Genomic DNA, 21,610 nt, shown 5'->3' on the forward strand with positions numbered 1-21,610 from the left:
GGACGATCTCGAGGAGGAGATGCCGGATGAGTGGGTACGACCTGACCGGGCGCACGGCCCTGGTAACCGGTGGTGCGCGAGGACTCGGCGCGGGTATGGCCGAGGCGCTGGCCCGCGCCGGAGCGGCGGTCGCGATCGGCGATGTGCGCGAGGATCTCGGTAAGGAGACCGTGGAAGCGCTGCGGACCGGCGGCGCGACGGCCGAATTCGTGCCGCTCGACATCACCGATGACGCGCACTGGGCGCAGGCGGTCACCGATACCGTCGCGGCGCTCGGTGGCCTGGACATCGTGGTGAACAACGCCGGTGTCGAAATCACAAGTCTCATGGTCGATCTCGACCCGGAAGAAGTGCGCCGGATGCTCGAGGTGAATGTGCTCGGCACCGCACTGGGCATCAAGCATGCGCTGCGGGCGATGCGCCCCGGCGGCGCTGCGGGTCGCGGTGGCGCCATCGTGAATATCGCCTCGGTCGCCGCGACCATCGCCTTTCCCGGCATTTCGGTGTATTCGGCGACCAAGTCCGCAGTGGATCGGCTCACCAGGGTTGCGGCGATGGAGTCCGGGAAGCTCGGCTACGGCGTGCGGGTGAACTGCGTATACCCCGGACTCGTCCCGACCGAGATGGGTACCCAGTTGGCCGACGATGTCGCTCGGATCGGCTTGTTCCCCAGTGCGGAAGCCGCCGTCGGCGCCGTCATCGAACAGACGCCGCAGGGACGGCTCGGCGAGGTTGCCGATATGGCCGACGCAGTGGTGTTCCTCGCATCCGATGCCGCGCGCTTCATCACCGGTGCTGGTCTGCCGGTCGATGGCGGCATGGGCATGTGAGCACTGCGACAACGAAAGGTTCGAGATTCATGAGCACCGATAAGCCCGTCGTCGTCTACGGCGCATCCGGATACACCGGCCGTCTGGTCTGTGAATACCTTCGCGAATTCAATATTCCGTTCGTCGCCGCGGGCCGGGACAAGACCCGGCTGCAGGAGGCGATCGACAAGATTCCCGGTATCGACACCGTGGAGCACGAGGTCGTCGAGGTCGCCCACGAGGTCGCCTCGCTGACCGAGCTGTTTCGTGGCGCCGGGGTTGTCTGCAACACTGTCGGCCCGTTCGCGCAATACGGCCACGAGGTGGTACAGGCCTGCGTGGCAGCGGGGACCCACTACCTCGATACCACCGGCGAACAGGATTGGCTGATCGACTGCGATGAGCAGTACGGCGCCGAGATGGCGGCTCGCGGTCTGCTGCTCGCGCCGGGCGTGGCGCAGATGTACACCACCGGCGAGATCGCCGCGAATATCTGCCTGGAAACCCCCGGTCTGGACACCCTCGATATCCAGGTCTTCTGGAAGGGCTTCCCGACGGTCGCGTCCACGAAGACGATCCTGGTCAATGCCGCGCTGTCCAAGGCCTACTACCTCGAACAGAATCAGTATGTGGAGTGGCCCGCGGACGCCGGACTCTACGACGTGGTGGTGCCCGGCCAACACGAGATCGGGCTCGCACTGCCCTGGGGTGGTACCTCACATCCGGTGTGGTTCAAGCGCGATCCGCGGGTCGCGAATGTGAAGGTACTCGGCGGCGTTTTCAACCGGCCGCTGATGCAGGGCGTGCCGCAGATCGTGCAGGCGGTCGTCGAGCAGGTCAAAGACCTTCCGGTGCAGGAGAAATACCGCGTCTTGGCCGAACAGGCCGCACTGGTGCGCGACGAGATGCCGCCGCGGGAGAATCCGCGCATCAACACCTCGCTCGATTCCGTGCACGCGTCTGGACCGCTGGCGCGCGCCCACTGTGTGACCTATGGGAACTGCAACTACAAGCAGACCGGCCTGATGCAGGCGTTTGCCGCGAATGCGCTGCTGCAGACGCCGCCGAAACGAACCGGGTTCGCCTCGGCGTGCCAGGCCTTCGGTCATCGGGAACTGCTCGGAGTGCTGCGCGGTTTCGGATTGGTCAGTGAACCGGTCCTGAACGTGCACCGTTGATCGCGGCCTCGGGCCACGGGCGTCCAGCGCTGCCCGTGGCCCGAATCGGCCACTTCCACAACAGCTTCCGCAGAGGATTACCGTGCGTTTGACCGACTATCTCGACAAGGGCGCTTCACTCGGCGGCGCCGCGCCCTGCCTGACCATGAACGGGCGCACGCTGACCTATGCGGAGGTGCAACAGTTGTCGTGGCGCATCGCTGGGGCACTGGCGCGATCCGGCATCCGGCCCGGCGAGCGGGTCGCGATCCTGTCGGCGAACGACACGCTGGCCTTCGCCTGCGTATTCGGCATCGCCCGCGCAGGCGCGGTGTGGTGTCCGATCAATCCACGTAACGAGGCGGCGGAGAATCGGGAACTACTAGACCTTTTCGACTGCACCTGCCTGATATTCCAATCCGCCTTCGCGCCACTCGTTTCGGTCATCGCACCGCAACTACCCGGACTGCGGACCCTGGTCTGCTTGGACGGAAATGCCTCCGACGCAACAAGTTTCGAGGACTGGGTGCGCGATTGTCCGGCCGATCCAACGCAGGTCGAGCCGATCGACGAACTCGCCATGCTGGTCGGCACCGGCGGCACGACCGGACGACCGAAGGGTGTCCGGCTCACGGGCCACAATATCGAGGCGATGACCGCACTGACCCTGATGAGTTATCCATTCGAACTCCGGCCCCGCTACCTGGCGCTGGCACCCCTGACCCACGCGGCGGGCGTGCTGTGCTTTCCGATCCTCACCCTCGGCGGTGAGATCGTGGTGATGCCCGCCCCGGATCTCGGTGAATTTCTCACGTTGATCGAGCGGCACCGGATCACCCACACCTTCCTGCCGCCGACGCTCATCTACATGCTGCTGGATCACCCGGCGCTGCCGGAAGCGAATCTCGGTTCGCTGCAGTGTCTTTGGTACGGCGCCGCGCCGATGTCGACGGCCCGGCTGGCCGCGGCGCTGGATCGGATCGGCCCGGTCATGGGCCAGCTGTTCGGACAGTCCGAAGCGCCCATGATGGTTGCTACGCTGGCGCCGAAAGATCACTTCCGTCCCGACGGATCGATCGCCACCGAACGACTGTCATCGGCCGGACGGCCGACCCCGCTCACCCAGGTGGCCATCATGGATGCCGAGGGTCGGCTGCTTGCCTCGGGTGAGCGCGGCGAAATCGTGGTCAGGGGTCCGTTGGTGATGGCCGGGTACCACAAGAATCCGGATGCGACGGCCGAGGTGTCGCGGTACGGCTGGCATCACACCGGAGACATCGGTTACCTCGATGCCGACAACTATCTCTACGTCGTCGACCGGGCCAAGGACATGATCATCACCGGCGGATTCAACGTGTACTCCGCCGAGGTCGAACAGGCGATGCTGACGCATCCGGCGGTCCAGGACTGCGCGGTCATCGGACTTCCCGACGATAAGTGGGGTGAGCGGGTCACCGCTGTCGTGCAATTGAACCTCGGCCATACCGTGACCGTCGACGAACTGCGCGAGCACACCAAGGCGCGACTCGGCGGGGTGAAAACTCCCAAGCAGGTGGAGATCTGGCCCGATCTGCCGCGCTCGAAAATCGGCAAAGTGCTCAAGCCGGAGATTCGGGCGCAGCTGCGCGGCGACCGTTGAAACACCCGCCCGGTCCTCGGACTCCGGGTGCTGACCGTGTGCTCGGTCACGAAGGTGAGGGGTGTGGTCGGTGCGGATCCGTCGGCGGGCTACGGTCGCGACATGAGAATCGCGGTGGTCGGTGGCGGGATCAGCGGGCTTGTCGCGGCGTACCGGTTACGGGGGCTGCTTGGGACGCAGGCGGAGATCGTGGTCATCGATCGGGGCGCGCGGCTGGGCGGGATTCTCTATACCGGCGAATTGGCCGGAGAGCCTTTGGATCTCGGGGCGGAGGCGTTCGTCGGGCGCCGGCCGGAGGTACCCGCGCTGCTGCGCGAGCTCGGGCTGGAATCGGAGTTGGTGGTGCCCGCCGGGTTGCGGCCGCTGGTCTGGGCGCAGGGCAGCGCGCATCCGCTGCCGGAACGCACGTTGATGGGCATTCCGTCGGATGCCGAGTCGATGCGCGGGCTGGTCGATGCCGAGACGCTCGAGCGGATCGATGCGGAGACGCGACGGCCGCTGGCCTGGTATCCGGACGCCGACATCGACGTCTACCGCCTGGTAGCCGACCGGTTTGGCGCGCAGGTCGCCGAGCGCAGCGTCGATCCGCTGCTCGGTGGCGTCTATGCGGGCAGTTCGCGCTCCATCGGGGTGCGCGCCGCACTGCCGACGCTGGCCGCCGCACTCGACAATGGTGCGTCGAGCCTCACCCAGGCGGTCGCGGCCGCGATGCCGCCGCCCTCGAACGCGCCGGTTTTCGGCGGCCTTCGTGACGGCTACCGGGTGCTCCTCGACGCATTGGCCGCCAAGTCCGAGGCGGAATTCATCACCGCGATCTCGGCCACCCACCTCACCCGCGCGTCCCACGGCTGGGTAGTCGACCCGGTCGGCGCGGTGGACGCGGTGGTGCTCGCCACCCCCGCCCCGGTGACCGCGAACCTACTGCGCCCCGTCGCGCCCGCCGCCGCATCGGCCGCCGGTGGCATCGAATTGTCCTCGTCTGTCGTTGTGGCCCTGGCCCTTCCGCGTGACACCGCGCTGCCGCAGAACTCCGGCATCCTGGTCGCCACCGGAGAACCCTTGCGCGCCAAGGCCTTCACCCTGTCGAGTCGCAAGTGGACCCACCTCGCCGAACGCGAAACCGCCGCAGTCCGAGCCTCATTCGGCAAATTCGGCGACGACTCCACCCAGACTTGGTCCGACACCGAACTCATCGCCGCCGCCACCGAAGACCTCGCCACCGTCACCGGAGCCACCATCGAACCGATCTCGGCCGTGGTTCAGCGCTGGCCCGGCGGTCTCGCCCAATACGCCCCTGGTCACCTCGACCGCATCGCCGAAATCGAAGCCACCACAGCCGATTTCGAGGGCCTTGCGATAGCGGGCGCCTACCTCCACGGTGTCGGCGTCCCCGCCTGCGTAGCCTCCGGCAGCGCCGCCGCCCACCGCATAGCCACCACCCTGACCCACACCGCCGCCTGATCCGCGCGGCGCCGGGGTAGGCAGCACCTCGAGCTGCGGTGTCTTGATGGCGCTGCGCGATGTGACTACCGGGTAGGCAGTGCCCTGACCTGAGCCGCGGCAGCCGTGCCACGGACCGCGACTATGGGCTGGCCAGCGCCAGATCTGAGCTCCGGCATCGCGATCGGCGCCGCGTAGTGCGACTTCCTGGTGGTCGGGGCCCGACCTGCGGCGTCCAGATCGGCGTTGCGCCTGCGCGGTGCCGCGACCGGGTTGCAGTGCCATAACCCGAGCCGCGGCGAGCTGATCGGCACTGCGTCGCACGCTGCCCGCCGCGGAGATGCGGCGCGTGCATCCGCGTCGGGAACGGCCCGCACGGATACATCGATTCGGCGCAGTGGCACCATAGGAATCATGGCGCGACTCGACTATCAAGCACTCAATTCCACCATCCGCTACCTGATGTTCTCGGTGTTCCAGGTGCAGCCGGGGGTGCTGGGGGACGACCGTGAGGCCGCTGTCAAGGAGGCGCGGGCGTTCTTCGATGGGCTCGCCGAGCGTGATGTCGTGGTTCGCGGCATCTACGACGTCGCGGGGATGCGCGCCGATGCCGACTTCATGATCTGGTCGCATGCCGAGCGGATCGAGGATCTGCAGTCGGCGTACGCGGATTTCCGGCGCACCACCGAACTGGGCCGGGCCAGCGCCCCGGTCTGGAGCAATGTGGCGCTGCATCGGCCCGCCGAATTCAACAAGAGCCACATTCCGGCGTTCCTGGCCGGTGAGGATCCGGGCAACTACATCTGCGTCTACCCGTTCGTGCGCTCCTACGAGTGGTATCTGCTGCCCGACGACGAGCGCCGCAAGATGCTCGCAGACCACGGCAAGGCCGCACGCGGGTACCCGGATGTGCGCGCCAACACCGTCAGCTCCTTCGCTCTCGGCGACTACGAGTGGATCCTCGCCTTCGAGGCACCGGAGCTGCACCGCATCGTCGACCTCATGCGTGATCTGCGCGCCACCGAGGCTCGCCTGCACGTGCGCGAAGAGGTTCCCTTCTTCACCGGTCCCCGCGTCGAAATCGAAAAACTCATCGCCGCCTTGCCATGAGCTGAAGACCGATCGAGCATGCCCCAGTTTTTCGGGGCATGCGCAACAAGCCGGTCGGTCTGTATCTTTCGCTCAGCGCGCAGTCGTTCTATTCCGCTGCACTGCCCGAGGGGTGCAGTTGCAGGGCGATGGAGTTGATGCAATAGCGCTTATCGGTGGGCGTGTTGTATCCCTCGCCCTCGAAGACGTGGCCGAGGTGGCTGTGGCAATTCGCGCACAGCACTTCGACCCGGTGCATGCCCAGTGTGTCGTCGGAGCGCAGAATGACCGCCTCCGACTTCGCCGGGTCGAAGAACGACGGCCAACCGCAATGCGAATCGAATTTCTCGGCGCTGCGGAACAATTCGGCCCCGCACGCCCGGCACATATAGCCGCCCTCGGTCTTGGTGTCGGTGTACTCGCCGGTGAACGGGCGTTCGGTCGCGGCCTGTCGCAGCACCGCGTATTCCTCCGGATTCAGCTTGGCCTTCCACTCCTGTGGGGTCAGCTGGATCCGGGGTGCGGGTAGGGACGTGTCGGCGTCAGAACTCATTGCTCCACGCTAATAGGTTTTCGCTGCCCGCGCCGACTGTCCAGTCGCTACTTGAGTGCGCTCGCCCGCGGGTCATCGAGCAATTCGCTGCCGTTCGTCGCCTCGCCGGGAGTGCTTTCGTATCCCGTCTCCGGCTCGACCACCAACGGCGCGTCTTCGGCGGCATCCCGCGAATCCGGCGCCGAGCGCATCCACTCCGGATCGATTCCGAACTGCAGCCGACCTTCCCGTCGCGCCGCCAGATACCGATCGCCGAGCACACACGTGATGACGATCAGCAGCAGACCCCAGCCGAAGGTGATGCGCAGATACTCCAGATTGCGCCCGAGGCCCTGCCAGCGGTCCGAGAGCCACTTGTCGTAGGACATGAATCCGAAGACCGCCAGCCACGCCGGCCAGTTCCGCAGCACCGAATTGCGCAGTACCACCGACATCAGCAGCGGGAACAACATCATCGAGTAGTACATCTGACCCAGTGAGGACAGCAGGAACGACGCGGTCATCAGCACACCGGACGAGGTCGTCACGAAGAACAGTTCGTCGTCGCGGTAGTAGCGGTACAGCAGCCACAGCGAGATAGCTACCACCACGCCCATCACGATGCGAATACCCCAGGTCAGCCATAGCGGCAGACCGTAATATGCGGCATTGCCGACGATCGCGCTGTTGAAGTAGTCCCGGGATTCGAAGATGTAGCGCGCCGTCCGGGTGAAGAACTTGTCCGCGTCCTTCGACAGCGGCCAGGCGACAGCGGTGAGCGCGACCGGAACACCGATAGCGGTGTAGAACACCTTCCATTGCCCGCGCGCGGCCGCGATCAGCACCAGCGGTGCGAGCGTCGGTTTCACCGCGATACTCAAACCCAATATCGCACCGGCCCACAGATCCCGCCGGGCGAGCAGCAGCATGATGAAGGCCACCTCGGCCAGCAGCACGCATCCGTTCACATTGGTGAAAACCAGTGTGTTGATGACGGTTTCGGAGCTGAACATGGCCAGCAGCAGGGCTGGCGCCGCCACCGACGACACCGTGAACTTGAACAGCTTGAGCAGCAGGTACCAGGCCAGGATGATGGCCGCGGCATTCAACAGGATGAAGCACCAGCGCGACTTCTCGGGATCGATCAGCGCCAGGGGCGCGATCAGCAGCGTGCCGCTCGGGGGATACAAGTAGTGCGGATCCACCAGATTGTAATTCGCGGTGTACACCGGTCGGTGGTTGAGGAACGCCAGCGACGCGTTGTAGACCGGTTTGAAGTCGTCGGTGATGAACCCGTTGACTGCCTTGATGAAGACCCGGTTGAGCACAGTCATGACCGCGAGCGGCCAGAGTGCGAACTTGATCACCTCGGCGGTGGTGCGAGCGGTGCGAGGCTCGAGCTGTCGAAGTAACACTGGGGCACGGTACACCGGATCCACACACGACGGTTGCCTGGACCTACCTGGCGCGCCGAGGTTAGGGGAAATGACTGCGCCTCGCTAGCGCTCGGCTCCGTCATATCCCCTAAAGGGGCTGTGTCATCGATTCGCTCACTGCGCTCGCTCATACGACTGCGCCTCGCTAGCGCTCGGCTCCGCCATATCCCCTAAAGGGGCTGTGCTCTTGATGCGCTCGCTCATGCGGGGCACGCCGTCCCATCAGCAGGCAGCTTGGCGTCTTTCAGGTAGTCGATGAGAGCCCGCTGCGCACAACCGGAATGGGCGAAAACCGGATGCCCCCAACCCTGCCAGGTGATCGCGGCCTTGCGCGCGCCGGCGGCGCCGAGCGCACCGGTCACCGAGGCTTGACCGCCGTCGCCGACCAACGGATCCGCGATCCCGCCGAGCACGAGAACCGGCAGGTCCAGCTTCTCCGGCAGCGGCGGTGCGGCACTGACCGGCCACGCGACGCATTCCATCATCCCGATCGCGGCCGACCTGCCGAAGACCGGATATTTGGTGCCCCAGGTGTCCGCGAGCTCCTTGGCCTTGGTGGGGCTCGGCGGCAGCTGGTTGTCGGTGCAGCGGTTGACGAACTGGCCGTCGGCCGCAGTGGCGGCGGTTTCGCGCTGGATCAGCGTCCCGAGCGGACCGCGATCGCCGCGCCCGGCGGCCGAGAGCGCGTCGGCGAGTTCGGCGACATGCGCGGCTTGGTCGCGTGGCGCGGCCAGGAAGCCCGACACCCCGGTCAGCAGCGCATTCGCGGAGATATCGCCGAGTCCGCCACTGCTCGCCTTGCGCACCAGATCGATGATCGCCGCGCGCGGGTCGGCACCGAGTGAGCAGCCGACGCCGGTACAACGCTGGGCGAATGCGGTTACCGCGGCCTCCGCGCCCTGGATACGCTGTTCGGTGCGAGTGACGGCATCGGCGCCGACGGCCTCCGGTGAGTCCAGCACCAAACGCGCCAGGTGGTCGCCGAATTTGCGCGCGTAGCTGAGCGCGACCTTCGCACCGTTGCCCGAACCGAGCAGGTCGATCCGGTCGACCTGCCATTGCCTGCGCAGTTGCTCGATGTCGTCGGCGGCGTGCGGTGCGTCGAAGGTGCCCTCGTAGGGCTGCAGGAAGTCGCGACAGGCGATGGTGGCGTCCTGGCTGAATCCGGTCACCGCTTCGACGGGATCGCTTGCACCCGGCCCGAATTGCCCGTTATCGGCCAGGCCGCGGCGGGACTCGGCGGTCATGCAGTCGATCGGTTGCGAGGTGCCGAGACCGCGCCGGTCCACGGCGACGATCGGGCGGCTGGCCAGCAGCCCGTTGCCCGCGCCGACGGCGAGCCCGGCCAGTGTCGCGGTGGAGGAGCGGTCCGCGCCGGAGGTGATGACCAGCGGCGCGACGTCGGTCGGGGTCTGCGGCAGCCGGGCCCGCATGGCGCCGGTGCGGAAGTTGCCGAGCACACCGCCGGTCGAATCGATCGGGGTGGTGTACTCGGCGCACTCCAGGACCAGGCCGGACGGCGCGGGGCCGAGGCCGAGTAGGTCGAGCGTGGGTGTGGTGCAATCGCGCCAGGTCAGATCGGTTTTGGGGACACCGGCATCGGGCGGCGGCGCGATGACCGTGGTCGGGTGCGGACCCGCCCCGCCCTGCGGCGCGCGCTCGACGGCGACGCCGGGGCGATCGGAAGGTCCCGCACCGCATCCGGCGATCATGATCGAGAGTGTCGATGCCAGCACGACGGCCCGAGTCCAGCGCATGCGCTACAGCCTGCCAGGTTCGTGCGGTTTGTTCATGAACGGGTCCAGCGGGTCAGCACGGTGCCGTCGTCGTCGAGCAGGACATGCCTGCGCACCATCGGTACCCGGAACTCGTGTGCCGACAGCGAGATTCGGCGCGCGGTACCGCCCACCAGGATCGGCGCGGTGGTGACGCACAGTTCGTCGACCGCATCCGCCTCCAGCAACTCACCGAACAGATGCGGACCGCCCTCGCACAGCACACGCCGCAGCCCGAGGTCGGTGAGTGTGTCGAGCAGGCCCTGCGGGGTGATCGCGACACCGCCCGCCTCGATGACGTGCGCGCCCGCATCGGCCAGTTGCCGTTTGCGATCCTCCGGCGCGGTGCTGGTCGTAATGATCAGAGTCGGAACTTTGGTATCGGTGAACAGCCGCGCTCCCGCCTCCAGCGAAGCGCTCGCGGTGACCACGGCGATCGGTGGCGGTGCGCCGTCGCGATGTCCGCCGATGCCGCGGTCGTAAAGGGCGCGCCGGAAGACCGGGTCCGTCCCGGCGCCGCCGTAGTTCTCCGCCCGCGCGGTACCCGCGCCGACCACGATCACATCGGCCAATTGCCGCAACAGCATGAAGACGGTTTTGTCGGCGGGGGTGCCGAGGCCTTCGGAGACATTGCCGCTGGTGGCGGATCCGTCGATGCTGGAGACGAAATTGGCGCGGACCCAAGGTGCCTCGAGTTCGGTGGGGTAGGCGTACAGGTCGGCGAGCTCGTCCCGGCTCAGTCCTGTGAGCTGGATCGCATTGTGGATACGCTGCATGAAGAAAGATCACACCACGTCATTAGGCTTCCAGCATGCAAGAGCGCCTTGTCGATCGCCATCCGGAGGTTCCGGCGGACCAGTTGGTCGCCCAGATGGTGCCACCGCCCATGTTCGACGAGGTCAGTTTCGCCTCCTACATTCCCGATCCCAAGGAGCCGACCCAGTCGGCCGCGGTCGGCAAGGCCGAGGATTTCGCCGGTCAGGTCGCCAAGATCCATCAGGCGGCGAACAAGAAGAGCCTCTTCGGGAAGAAGAAGCCGATCAGCGGCGCCGGGCTCTACCTCGACGGCGGCTTCGGCGTCGGCAAGACCCACCTGCTGGCCTCCATCTTCCACAGCGCGCCCGCGCCGAAATCCTTCGGCACCTTCGGCGAACTCACCAATCTCGTTGGCGCACTCGGCTTCAACAATGCCGTCGAGCGGCTCGCGGCGAACAGTGTGCTGTGCATCGACGAATTCGAACTCGACGATCCCGGCGACACTATGCTGGTCTCGCGGCTGCTGACCGAACTGTCGGCGCGCGGCGTCTCCATCGCCGCCACCTCCAACACCCTGCCCGGCCAGCTCGGGGAGGGCCGCTTCGCCGCCCAGGACTTCCTGCGCGAGATCAAGAAGCTCGGTTCGATCTTCGAACCCGTGCGCGTCGACGGTCCGGACTACCGGCACCGCGATCTGCCGCCCGCTCCCGAACCAACCTCGCCGGAGCTGCTCACCGAACGCGCTTGTGCCACAACGGGTTCCACGCTCGACGAATTCGACGCGCTGCTGAAACATCTGAGTACGCTGCACCCGTCGAAGTATGGTGCGCTGATCTCCGGGGTGTCGTCGGTATTCATTGCGAATGTGCATCCGGTGACCGATCAGGCGGTCGCGCTGCGGATCGTCGTGCTGGCCGACCGGCTGTACGACACGAGCGTTCCGGTGACGGTTTCGGGTGCGAAGCTGGACGAGATCTTCTCCAAGGAGATGCTCGACGGTGGTTACCGCAAGAAGTACCTGCGTGCGATTTCGCGTCTGCTGGCGCTTTCGCGCTTCGAGGTTGCCGCGTGACCGGAGCACCCGTGGTCCGTCGTTCCGTTCGAGTCCCGGTCGCACTGGCTGCCGGTTTGACCGTCGCCTTCGGTCCGGTGGCAGGCGTCGCATTGGCCGACCCGGTCAGCGTCGCCGATCCGGTCGCCTTCGACCGCGCACTGAATCTGCAGGGCGTGCAGAACGGCCGTGACGCGGGCGGCTATCGCACCACCGACGGACGCTGGGTGCGCACCGGGCTGGTCTACCGCACCGGCCAGCTCAATAATGCGACTCCGGCCGATCTGGCTGTGCTGACCGACCGTCAGGTGCGCGTGGTCGACGATCTGCGCACCGTTTACGAGCGGGCCGTCGCGCCCGACCGCCTGCCCGCCGCTGCGGTCGCGAACTGGAACGACGTCATCGGTCAGGCCCCGCCGCAAACCCTGGTCACCACCCTCACCGGTGGCAATGACCTGTACCGCGCATTCATCACCGCGCCCGGCGCGAACGAGGCCTTCGCCTCGGTGCTGCGCGACATCACCGACACCGACGGCGCCGTACTCTTCCACTGCACCGCGGGCAAGGACCGCACCGGCTGGACCTCCGCGGTCCTGCTGACCATCCTCGGCGTGGACCGCGACACCGTCACGCAGGATTACCTGCTGTCCAACCAGTACCGCAATGCCAGCCCGAACGATCCGCTCAACGGCGTCTCGGCCGCGTGGCTGGATGCCGCGTTCGACCAGGCGAACCAGAGTTACGGCAGTTTCGAAAACTATGTCCGTGCGGGATTGAAGCTGTCGGCCACCGATGTGGCGGCACTGAAGGCGAAGCTGCTGGCCTGAATCAGGAGGGATGCTCGGCATACCACCGATCGATCAGCGCGGGCAGTTCCTTGCCCATCCACACGAAGAACTCGTGCATATCTCGAACCCGTTCGGCGTCAGCACCATTCGGGTCGTCGAATAGTGCGAGCCCGCGCGCGGTCATATTGGTGAGGTCGGTGTACATGCCGCTCTGCTGACGGGTCAGCTCCGGCAGAATTCCGGGCCGGATCGAGTAGTAGTCCTTGCGATCGCCCGGCTTGGAGATCTTGTCCACCCAGCGCATGGTGACCAGCGTCTTCAATGCCGACGAGATGGAACCCTTGGACGCCTGCAGCGCATCGGCGATCTGGCCGAAGGTCTGCTCCGGCGGATCACTGACAAGCAACCACCCCGCGGCCCGGCCCGTCATCCGGACCAGGCCCATCCGCTCCAGTACGAGCGCGAAATCCTCGACGAATGCCAACTTTTCCGGAGTCGGTCCGGCTGTCTGCTCGTTGTCGGTGGTGCCCATCGGAGAAGTATCCCTTCCAGAATGCGCAGAGCGGTAAACGGGGCGGACCGTGTCGGCCCGCCCCGTATCGGTCGATCAGACCGCCAGATCACGGCGATCGAAGGCGGCCAGCGCCAGCACCAGGGCGACCGCGGCCACGACGACCAGCACCACTAGGTGGATACCGTTCCAGCCGTGTACCAGTGGAGCGCCCCCATTGGCCCAGTAGAAGGGCGACAGCTTGCGCACGAAATCACCGCCGAGGTTATTGGCCAGATAGCCCGCCACCGCGATCAGCGACGCCGAACCCAGTGTCACCGAACGCTTTCCGGTGACCGCGCCGATCAGTAGCGTGATCGCACCGACGACCAGTGCCAGCAATCCGAGCCCCGCGCTCGCGGCCACGATATTGCCGGTGGATACCTCCAGCCGACCCTGCTCGGCCCCGGCGATAACGCTCAGGGTGAGCACGGTGGTGGCGATCGTGATCTGCACGGCCAGTGCGGCGAATCGCTGCAGCAGCAGATTCATCCGGTTGATCGGTTGTGCGAGAAGCAGATCCAGTATCCCGTTCTCCTCCTGTGCCACCGAACGGCTGGCGAAGGTGACCGCGAAGATCAGCATAAGTAGCAGACCCATCAGCGAAAACACCGTCGCGTTCAAATATCCACTGGCGCTGGCGAAGTCACTGACGCCCATGGCCTCGTACATCGTGTTCTGCTTGATATCGAGCGAGCCCTGCTCCTTCAGCGACTGGTAGGACGGCAGATACATCATCGGGATGACGGCGAAGCCGATCGACCAGCCGATCAGGCCGCGCCGCTGTTCCGTCAAGGTCTGCGTGAAGACCGATCGAGTCATGACGAATTCTCCTGTGCGATAAATGATTCGGGGATGTTTGATCAACGGCCGTAGAGGCTGAAGAAGATCTGTTCGAGATCTGGCTCGCTGGACAGCACGCTCACCAGTTGGTATTTCGCGGCCATCTTGAACAGCCCGTCGACCTCGCCTTCGGTAGTGCAGCGTAGAGTTTTTCCGTCGACGGTCAGATCGCGCACACCGGGCAGTCTGGCGAAGTCGTCGCCGAAAATGTCCTCGCCGAAGACCAATTCGACCGAGCGTGGTGAACGCCTGCGCAGATCCTCGACATTCTCGGTGCCGAGCAACTGGCCGGCGCGCATGATGACCGCCCGATCGGCGGTCCGCTGCACCTCGCTGAGAATGTGCGAGGACATGAACACCGTCTGTCCGTTGCGTTTGGCCGCGCCGATGAGATCCAGAAAGCGTTGCTGCAGTAGCGGATCCAGTCCGGAGGTGGGTTCGTCGAGAATCAGCAGATCCGGATTGTGCATGAAGGCGGCGATGATGCCGACCTTCTGTTTATTGCCCTTGGACATCGCGCCGACCTTCTTCGACAGGTCCAGATCGAGCAGATCGGCCAGATCGGTGATCCGATCCGGTGCGACATCGCCGTGTAGATCGGCGAGGAAGGCGAGCAGGTCACGAGCGGTATTGCGACCCTCGATCTCGAGTTCGCCCGGCAGGTAACCGATGCGCCTGCGCAATTGCGCACCACCGGCGCGTGGCTCGATGCCGAACACCTCGACACGGCCCGAAGTCGGTCGGATCAGATCCAGCAGGATGCGGATGGTGGTGGACTTTCCCGCACCGTTGGGCCCGAGAAACCCGAACACCTCGCCCTGGCCGACCTCGAGGTTCAGATCCGTGAGTGCGACATGCTTGCCGTAGTGCTTGGTCAGGCCCTCGGTGCGGATCGCGGCGGTGGTCATGATTCTCCTTAAGTTCCTGCATCTTCCGCAAAGACTAATATGTTCAGTAGATACTGAACATGAAGAACTTGTCAACCTATCGGTCGGGCTACGATCCGGTCATGACGACGTTCAAGACCTGGGACGGACTGGAGCTCAACTACCGCGTGTGGGAGGGCGAAGGCAGCCCGGTCGTACTGCAGCACGGGGTAGTGGCCGATACGAATGCCAACTGGATGGCAACCGGGGTGGTCGGCGCCCTGCGGGCGGCCGGGCACACCGTGGTGTCACTGGATGCGCGCGGACACGGTCGTTCCGAGAAACCCCATGATCCGGCGCGGTATTCATGGGCGGGGATGGCGCGCGACGTCACCGCGCTCTACGACGAGCTGGGCTTCGATAACGTTGTGCAGGTGGGCTATTCGATGGGCGCGATCATTTCGCTGCTGGTGGCGGGGGCGGATGAGCGGGTGCGCAAGCTGGCAGTGGGCGGCATCGGCTCCGGTGTGCTCGATTGCGGCGGCGTCGACCGGCGCGTCATCGATATCGACGATCTGCGCGCCGCCATGCGCGGTGACGGCGCGGGCACACCACCGATCGCGATGATGTTTCGCATCCTCGCCGACGCGGTGCGCGCCGACCGCGATGCCATCGAGGCGGTCGCGACCGGCCTGGACGACGAGCCGATAAAGACCCTGGCCGAGATCACCATGCCGAGCCTGGTACTGGCGGGCGATAAGGATCCGTTCGCCGCCGAGCCCGATCGGCTCGCGGCCGCACTGCCAGATGCGACATTGCGGATCGTGTCCGGCGATCACCTGATGGCCGTCGTGGATCCGAGCTTCCATGCGGCATTGGTCGAGTTCGTGGCCTGAGCCGGTCAGAAAACCCGGCGCATCACGAAATCGTGATGCAACTGGCTACCCACGGTGAAGGTCTTGGTGCCGACACGCTCGAACCCGTGCTTGAGGTAGAACCGCTGGGCGCGTTCATTCTCCTCGTTGACCCCGAGCCACACCCCGGCAACCGCCTCCTCGCGAGCCTGCTCCAGCGATGCTTTCATCAGCGCCTTCGATACACCGGCGCCATGGTGACCGGGCAGTACGTACATCTTGCTGATCTCGACGGCGGGACGCAGGTCGACGGCCTTGGCGACATCGGGATCGGCCGGGTCGCCGTAGTGCAACATCGCGTAGCCGACGATATCGCCGCCCGCCACCGCCTTGAGCACGATCCGAGCGGGGTCGGTCAGATATTCGCCGAAGCGTTCACCGGAGAGCACCTCCGCGATGAAGATCTCGATATCGTCCGCGGTGGCGTGCGGTGGACAAGCGAGCGGAAAGGTCGCGGCCGCAACGTCACTGAGGGCCTCGGCGTCCCATAATCCGGCCCGGTCGACGGTGACTGGGATGTTGCTCATGTGTCCAGTACAGCACGACCTCCGTTCGAAGCCGAAAGCTCATCCGGTTCGGAACGGGAATGGAACACACGTGCGAGTCCGATAACGATTGCCATGAACAGGACTGGGATCACGAAACCGATCCGATGTCCGAACCCGGCGGCAATCGCGCCGACCAGCCCGCCGCCGACGAGGGTGCCAACGTAGTTGAACAGATTCAGGCGCGCGATCAGTGCGTCGAGTTGCCGTCCGCTGGTCAGTTGTCCGGCCTCGCTGAAGCACAGCGGTGCGACGACGCCGGTTCCGAAACCGCCGATCAGGAAGCCGATGATCGCGACCACCGGCCCGGGTGCCACCACCGCGACGGCCAGTCCGAGCACGCCGATCGCCCCCGCGATGCGCACCACCCGGCGTCCGCCGAGCCGCCGCACCCACAGATCCCCGCTCAGCCTGGCGGCCAGCGACGCACACTGGTAGACCGCCAACGCCAACGCCGCGGTGGACGAACTGGCGAGCAGATCCTCCTTCAGATACAACGCCGACCAGTTGCTGACGGCGAGATCGATCGCGAAAACGAGCGAGGCCGCGATGCCGAAGGCGAGGTACACGCGCAGCGGAACCATGCCGAATGCTGAGGATTCGCTGTCGGCCACCTCCGCTGGCCCGGACTCGGCCTCCGCGTCGCCGAGCAGGCGTGGGCCGGTCACCAACCCGACCACGAGAACTACACCCGCCGCCGCCAACAGCGATTCCCGCAGCGTGATGTCCAATGCCTCGCAGGCGGATACGAACAACGCGCCGAGGATCGATCCGGCACTCCACACTCCGTAGAACGAGGACAGGATGAATTTCCCGTACCCGTGCTGAATGAATACACCCTGCATATTCGTGCTCGCATCGACGATGCCGACCGCGATTCCGTAGCACCCGAGGGCGATCGCCAGCACAGGGATATTCGGGGCCAGCGCGATGGCGCATCCGGTGACCGTGATGCCGAGCAGTCCGATCCGTACCGTGACCTGGCTCGACCATCGCGTGGCCACCTGCTCGGCCGCCACACTACCGACGCCGGCGAGGATCGAAACCAGCACCACCGCACCGACGATCAGGCCATCGGACAGGTCGAAGCGATCCTTCTGCTGGGGCAGTTCGGTGAGCACTACCGCGAAGAAAAAGCCCTGCAACCCGAAGGCGAACGAATTCGCGATCCGGGCTCCGCGCAGGACGGGAGAAATCGATCCCATCTGCGGAGAGTATCGGCCCGGCCGTAGCCGTGCCCGGGTAGACGGTCATGGTCATCCTTTTGGTGGATGCGGCGCGCGCGACGGTCATCCCTTGGTCAGATTCGGTCGCTGCGGTCGACGCGCGGGTGGTCGAGATCGATATCGCGTGCCACTATCGAAGGGGCGCAAGACAACTCGCGAACGGGGAAGGGCCGTCGAATGAGAAAGCTGCCGCAGGATTTCTTTCGTACACCGTATGCCTTCTACGAGGAGCTGCGCGCTGAAGGCCCCGTGCACCCCATCGAGTTGAATAGCGGCGTTCGCGCTTGGCTGGTGGTGGATCTGGACGTCGCGCGCGAGGTGCTGCGTCATCCGGCCATCCGCAAAGACCCGCGCACCGACGCCAGCCGCAGGGCCCGTGGTCTGCCCACCGGTGACACCGGCGTCGGCGCGGTAAATGCCCGGATCAGCTACCACCTGCTGAATACCGATCCGCCGGCGCACGCCCGGCTGCGCCGACTGGTCGCCCCCGCATTCGCACCCGCTCGGATCGAGGCATTGGCTCCGCGCGTGCTGGCGATCGCCGACGACCTCCTGGACCGTATCGCCGCGGACGGCATGGGCCCGGTGGATCTGTTGTCGGAGTACGCGTTTCCGCTGCCCATCACCGTCATCTGCGAACTACTTGGTGTGCCGGTGGCCGATCGCGCGGATTTCCGGGAGTGGTCGCGCATCATCGTCGAGATATCGACCGCGACCCCCGAGGAGGTCCGGCACGCCACCGATGCCATTGCCGACTACTTCGAGCAGCTGATCACGCGGCGGCGGGCCGAGGGGCTGGGGGAGGACCTCGTCTCGGACCTGATCGCCGCCAGTGCCGACGGTGACCGTCTCACCGACGACGAGCAGATCTCCATGGTGTTCCTCATCCTGGTCGCGGGTCACGAGACCACGGTCAATCTGATCGGCAATACCGTGCTCACCCTGCTGTCGGAACCGGCGCGCTATCGTGCTCTGCACCGGAATCCCGAGGCGGTGCCCGCCCTGATCGAGGAGATGCTGCGCTACGACGGTCCGGTGAACGTCGCGACCTTGCGCTACACGACCGAACCGATCACGCTGGGCGGCACCGAGATTCCCGCAGGCGAGATGGTGCTCGTCGCGCTGGGTTCGGCCAATCACGACGAACGGCACTTCGGCGACGCGGCTCAGTTCGACCCGGAGCGTTCCGCATCTGGCCACTTGGCATTCGGCCACGGCATCCACTACTGCCTGGGTGCGGGCCTGGCTCGGCTGGAGGCGCGTATCGCGATCACGCGGTTGGTCGAACAGTATCCGGATCTGCGCTTGGCGGCCGCCGGTGGCGAATTGCGCTGGCGCGAGAGCATGCTCATCCGCGGGTTGCAGGATCTGCCGGTCGAATTGGCAGGGGCACCCGCACTGCGTTGAGTCCGGCGTTCGGGTGGTGTGTAGAGCGGCGGAGGGCCCCGCTGATCAGGCGTTGTGCCCCAGGGGCTTCCGCCACGCCGGACAACTGTGCAACAGTGCAGAGAACCGGGCGTAACGATGCGTCCGGCGCCGGACGCGGAGGGAAACGATGACTGCGGCGTATCCACCCGGTCCGCCGATCCCCGCATTTCTACAGGGCTTGCTGTACATCCGTAACCGCGCCCAGGTGCTGCCGCCGCTGCGGCGGCGCTATGGCGATGTCTTCTCGCTGCATGTGCCGCCGTTCGCACAGAACCTCGTGGTATTCACCCGCCCCGAACACATCAAGGAGATCTTCGCGGGCGACCCACGCGACCTGCACGCGGGCGAAGGCAACCAGATCCTCGGCCCCGTCATGGGCGAGCATTCGGTGCTGATGACCGACGAGGCCGAACACGCAAGGGCGCGCCGATTGCTCATGCCCGCATTCAACGGCGCGGCCCTGCGCGGCTATCGCGAACTGGTCGCCGAGATCGCGGCCGCGGAGGTCGACCGCTGGCGGCCCGGTTCGATGGTGATCACCCTCGACCGGATGAATGCGCTCACCCTCGAGGTGATCATGCGGGTGGTGTTCGGCGTCACCGATGAGCGCACCCGGGCCACGCTCGCACCGCGGCTGGGCCGCATCGTCGATATCGGGCCGCTGCAGTACATCGGCCTGATGAAACCGGCGCTGCAGAAGTATCCGCCGTGGAAGTCCTTCCACGGCAATATGGCCGCCATCGATGATCTGCTGTACGCCGAGATCACGGCCCGGCGCACCGCCCCTGACCTGGCCGAACGTACCGACGTCCTGTCCCGGCTATTGCAGGCGGGTGGCGATACCGAGTCCGATCCGCCCCTCACCGACCCCGAACTGCGCGATCAACTCATCACCCTGCTGCTCGCCGGTCACGAAACCACCGCCGCCGCGCTGTCCTGGGCGCTGCACGAACTCTCGGTCAACCCGCAGGTACAACGCGACGCCCACGAAGCGGTCCGCATCGATGACGACAAGGCGCTCGAGGCCGTCATGAAGGAGGCGATGCGGATGCGCACCGTCATCCCCGGCGCGGTACGCAAACTCACCAGGGATATGACCATCGGCGGCTGGGAACTGCCCGCAGGCACCGTGGTCAGCTGTTCGATCCTGCTGGCGCACCGCAGCCCGGCCAACCATCCCGACACCCGGACCTTCCGTCCGTCGCGCTTCCTCGACGGCGAGGTCGAACCGAACACCTGGCTGCCCTTCGGCGGCGGCGTGCGCCGCTGCATCGGCGCCGGATTCTCGCTGATGGAGGGCACCACGGTGCTGCGCGAGATACTGTCTCGCTACACCCTGGCCCCGCCCGAGGGGGCGAAACGCGAGCGCGGACGGGTGCGCAATATCACCACCGTGCCGCGCGACAAGGCCAGGATTGTAGTCACTCCCCGTTCAACTTCGTGAAATCGCACCGAGGCTTTGCCGCATTCGCGCGAGCGACGTAATCTCCGTGCCATGACGAGCGGGAACCGCATCGCAATCGTAGGTGCGGGCATCGCAGGCCTCGCCTGCGCGAAGGTGTTGCGCCAGGAAGGTTTTCCGGTCGAGGTATTCGATCGGGCCTCGGACGTCGGCGGAGTGTGGAGTGCGACGCGCCGGTATCCCGGCCTGCGCGCACAGAACAGCAAACACACATATCACTTCTCCGACTTCCCGATGCCCGATGACTATCCGCGCGTGCCGGACGGGCAGCAGATGCAGCAGTACCTCGACGGATACGTGCGGCACTTCGGCTTCGGCGAGAGTCTGCGCCTCGGCACCGAGGTGGTCGCGGCCGATCCGGTCGACAGTGGTTGGTTGCTGGAGATCCGCGACCACCTCGGTGTCCATCGCACCTCCTGCGACCATCTGGTCATCGCCAACGGAATATTCAGTGAGCCCGCGGTGCCCGACTTTCCGGGCGTCGAGCGGTTCCGGCAGGCGGGCGGGCAGATCGGGCACGCCTCGGAGTTCCTGGATGTCGAGTGGGCGCGCGGCAAATCTGTCGTGGTGGTCGGCTATGGCAAGTCGGCCTGCGATATCGCCGAGGCGGTCAGTCACGTCGCGGCCTCGACGAACGTGGTCGCCCGCCGACTGCTGTGGAAGATGCCGCGCAAATTGGCGCGCGGACTGGTCGACTACGAACGGCTGATGCTGACCAGGCTGGGGGAGGCGCACTTCCGCTATCAGGAGCTCGGGCGGATCGAACGGTTCCTACACGGTTCCGGGCAGAGCTTCCGCGACAGCAACCTCGATGTGATCCAGGAACTCGCCACCAAGAAGTCGCATCTGCGCGAGCTGGGGCTAGTGCCGGAGGGGCGCTTCGAGGACATCGCGGAGAGCACGGTCAGCCTGGTCACCGAGGATTTCTTCGAGCGGGTGGGGATGGGACTGATCGCGGTGCACCGCGACAGCACTATCACCGAGATGGCCGCGAACCAGGTGCGACTGTCCAACGGCACGACCCTGCAGGCCGATATCGTCATCTGCGCCACCGGGTTCCACCAGCGGGTGCCGTTCCTGACCCCGTACGTGCAGCGTCAGCTCACCGATGACGAGGGCAATTTCCGCCTGTACCGGCAGATCTTGCCGATCGGCGTGCCGAATCTGAGCTTCGTCGGGTACAACTCCTCGGTCATCAGCACGCTCAGCGCCGAGGTCGGTGCGCACTGGACCGCCGCGCTGTTGCGCGGCCGCCTTGCCCTGCCGACGCAGGAAGAGATGACAGCGCACGTCGATGAGCGGCT

At 65.8% G+C, this 21,610-nt stretch carries 20 protein-coding genes; 11 read left to right on the top strand and 9 right to left on the bottom strand.

What is annotated here, in order from left to right; translation table 11 throughout:
* Window positions 1-26 precede the first annotated feature (26 nt).
* The 5 genes from NP3_RS22775 (at window position 27) to hemQ (ending at window position 6,155) form a co-directional block, all read left to right on the top strand.
* Entirely contained in the window at window positions 27-830 is an 804-nt protein-coding gene (locus tag NP3_RS22775; protein WP_063043622.1) for an SDR family NAD(P)-dependent oxidoreductase, read from the top strand.
* Between the two features lie 29 nt (window positions 831-859).
* Window positions 860-1,987: a DUF5938 domain-containing protein gene (locus NP3_RS22780; protein WP_063043623.1), complete on the top strand. Its 1,128-nt coding sequence runs from the start codon at window positions 860-862 to the stop codon at window positions 1,985-1,987.
* An 82-nt stretch (window positions 1,988-2,069) separates the two neighbouring features.
* Entirely contained in the window at window positions 2,070-3,605 is a 1,536-nt protein-coding gene (locus NP3_RS22785; protein ID WP_063043624.1) for an acyl-CoA synthetase, read from the top strand.
* Window positions 3,606-3,707: 102 nt separating this feature from the next.
* Complete coding sequence (locus NP3_RS22790; protein ID WP_063043647.1) at window positions 3,708-5,066, top strand: protoporphyrinogen oxidase; 1,359 nt, start codon at window positions 3,708-3,710, stop codon at window positions 5,064-5,066.
* 393 nt (window positions 5,067-5,459) lie between these two features.
* On the top strand, window positions 5,460-6,155 hold the full coding sequence (gene hemQ / locus NP3_RS22795) for a hydrogen peroxide-dependent heme synthase (RefSeq protein ID WP_063043648.1): 696 nt from the start codon (window positions 5,460-5,462) through the stop codon (window positions 6,153-6,155).
* An 88-nt stretch (window positions 6,156-6,243) separates the two neighbouring features.
* On the opposite strand, the gene msrB is transcribed toward hemQ, so the two are convergent.
* From msrB to NP3_RS22815, 4 genes are all read right to left on the bottom strand, one after another.
* Window positions 6,244-6,687, bottom strand: a complete 444-nt coding sequence (gene msrB / locus NP3_RS22800) for a peptide-methionine (R)-S-oxide reductase MsrB (protein WP_063043625.1) — start codon at window positions 6,685-6,687, stop codon at window positions 6,244-6,246.
* Between the two features lie 47 nt (window positions 6,688-6,734).
* Window positions 6,735-8,081: a glycosyltransferase family 87 protein gene (locus tag NP3_RS22805; protein ID WP_245721067.1), complete on the bottom strand. Its 1,347-nt coding sequence runs from the start codon at window positions 8,079-8,081 to the stop codon at window positions 6,735-6,737.
* Between the two features lie 221 nt (window positions 8,082-8,302).
* On the bottom strand, window positions 8,303-9,859 hold the full coding sequence (locus NP3_RS22810) for an alpha/beta hydrolase (protein WP_063043626.1): 1,557 nt from the start codon (window positions 9,857-9,859) through the stop codon (window positions 8,303-8,305).
* Window positions 9,860-9,891: 32 nt separating this feature from the next.
* Window positions 9,892-10,653: a pyrimidine reductase family protein gene (locus NP3_RS22815; protein WP_063043627.1), complete on the bottom strand. Its 762-nt coding sequence runs from the start codon at window positions 10,651-10,653 to the stop codon at window positions 9,892-9,894.
* Window positions 10,654-10,688: 35 nt separating this feature from the next.
* Here NP3_RS22815 and zapE point away from each other — a divergent pair, with 35 nt between their 5' ends.
* Both zapE and NP3_RS22825 read left to right on the top strand, forming a co-directional pair.
* Complete coding sequence (zapE, locus tag NP3_RS22820) at window positions 10,689-11,705, top strand: cell division protein ZapE (protein WP_063043628.1); 1,017 nt, start codon at window positions 10,689-10,691, stop codon at window positions 11,703-11,705.
* Complete coding sequence (locus NP3_RS22825; protein ID WP_245721068.1) at window positions 11,702-12,511, top strand: tyrosine-protein phosphatase; 810 nt, start codon at window positions 11,702-11,704, stop codon at window positions 12,509-12,511. The genes zapE and NP3_RS22825 overlap by 4 nt, the downstream gene beginning before the upstream one ends.
* Before the next feature lies 1 nt (window position 12,512).
* Here NP3_RS22825 and NP3_RS22830 read toward each other — a convergent pair whose 3' ends face one another.
* From NP3_RS22830 to NP3_RS22840, 3 genes are all read right to left on the bottom strand, one after another.
* A complete protein-coding gene (locus NP3_RS22830; protein ID WP_063043629.1) occupies window positions 12,513-13,004 on the bottom strand; it encodes a GbsR/MarR family transcriptional regulator in 492 nt (163 codons plus the stop codon).
* A gap of 75 nt (window positions 13,005-13,079) precedes the next feature.
* Window positions 13,080-13,844: an ABC transporter permease gene (locus NP3_RS22835; RefSeq protein WP_063824865.1), complete on the bottom strand. Its 765-nt coding sequence runs from the start codon at window positions 13,842-13,844 to the stop codon at window positions 13,080-13,082.
* Window positions 13,845-13,885: 41 nt separating this feature from the next.
* A complete protein-coding gene (locus NP3_RS22840; RefSeq protein ID WP_063043631.1) occupies window positions 13,886-14,773 on the bottom strand; it encodes an ABC transporter ATP-binding protein in 888 nt (295 codons plus the stop codon).
* Between the two features lie 101 nt (window positions 14,774-14,874).
* Between NP3_RS22840 and NP3_RS22845 the strand changes: the two genes are divergently transcribed.
* Complete coding sequence (locus tag NP3_RS22845; RefSeq protein ID WP_063043651.1) at window positions 14,875-15,627, top strand: alpha/beta fold hydrolase; 753 nt, start codon at window positions 14,875-14,877, stop codon at window positions 15,625-15,627.
* A 5-nt stretch (window positions 15,628-15,632) separates the two neighbouring features.
* On the opposite strand, the gene NP3_RS22850 is transcribed toward NP3_RS22845, so the two are convergent.
* Together NP3_RS22850 and NP3_RS22855 are read right to left on the bottom strand one after the other, a co-directional pair.
* The gene (locus NP3_RS22850) at window positions 15,633-16,172 is read right to left on the bottom strand and encodes a GNAT family N-acetyltransferase (RefSeq protein ID WP_373864780.1); all 540 of its coding nucleotides are present in this window, start codon (window positions 16,170-16,172) and stop codon (window positions 15,633-15,635) included.
* Entirely contained in the window at window positions 16,169-17,395 is a 1,227-nt protein-coding gene (locus tag NP3_RS22855) for an MFS transporter (RefSeq protein ID WP_063043632.1), read from the bottom strand. The genes NP3_RS22850 and NP3_RS22855 overlap by 4 nt, the downstream gene beginning before the upstream one ends.
* Before the next feature lie 198 nt (window positions 17,396-17,593).
* On the opposite strand from NP3_RS22855, the gene NP3_RS22860 reads away from it, so the two are divergent.
* From NP3_RS22860 to NP3_RS22870, 3 genes are all read left to right on the top strand, one after another.
* The gene (locus tag NP3_RS22860) at window positions 17,594-18,823 is read left to right on the top strand and encodes a cytochrome P450 family protein (RefSeq protein WP_063043633.1); all 1,230 of its coding nucleotides are present in this window, start codon (window positions 17,594-17,596) and stop codon (window positions 18,821-18,823) included.
* A gap of 148 nt (window positions 18,824-18,971) precedes the next feature.
* The gene (locus NP3_RS22865) at window positions 18,972-20,288 is read left to right on the top strand and encodes a cytochrome P450 (RefSeq protein WP_063043634.1); all 1,317 of its coding nucleotides are present in this window, start codon (window positions 18,972-18,974) and stop codon (window positions 20,286-20,288) included.
* A 51-nt stretch (window positions 20,289-20,339) separates the two neighbouring features.
* Window positions 20,340-21,610: flavin-containing monooxygenase (locus tag NP3_RS22870; protein WP_063043635.1), on the top strand; the 1,271-nt coding region annotated here is incomplete at its 3' end.

The sequence above is a fragment of the Nocardia pseudovaccinii NBRC 100343 genome, assembly GCF_001613225.1.
Taxonomy (GTDB): Bacteria; Actinomycetota; Actinomycetes; order Mycobacteriales; family Mycobacteriaceae; genus Nocardia; species Nocardia pseudovaccinii.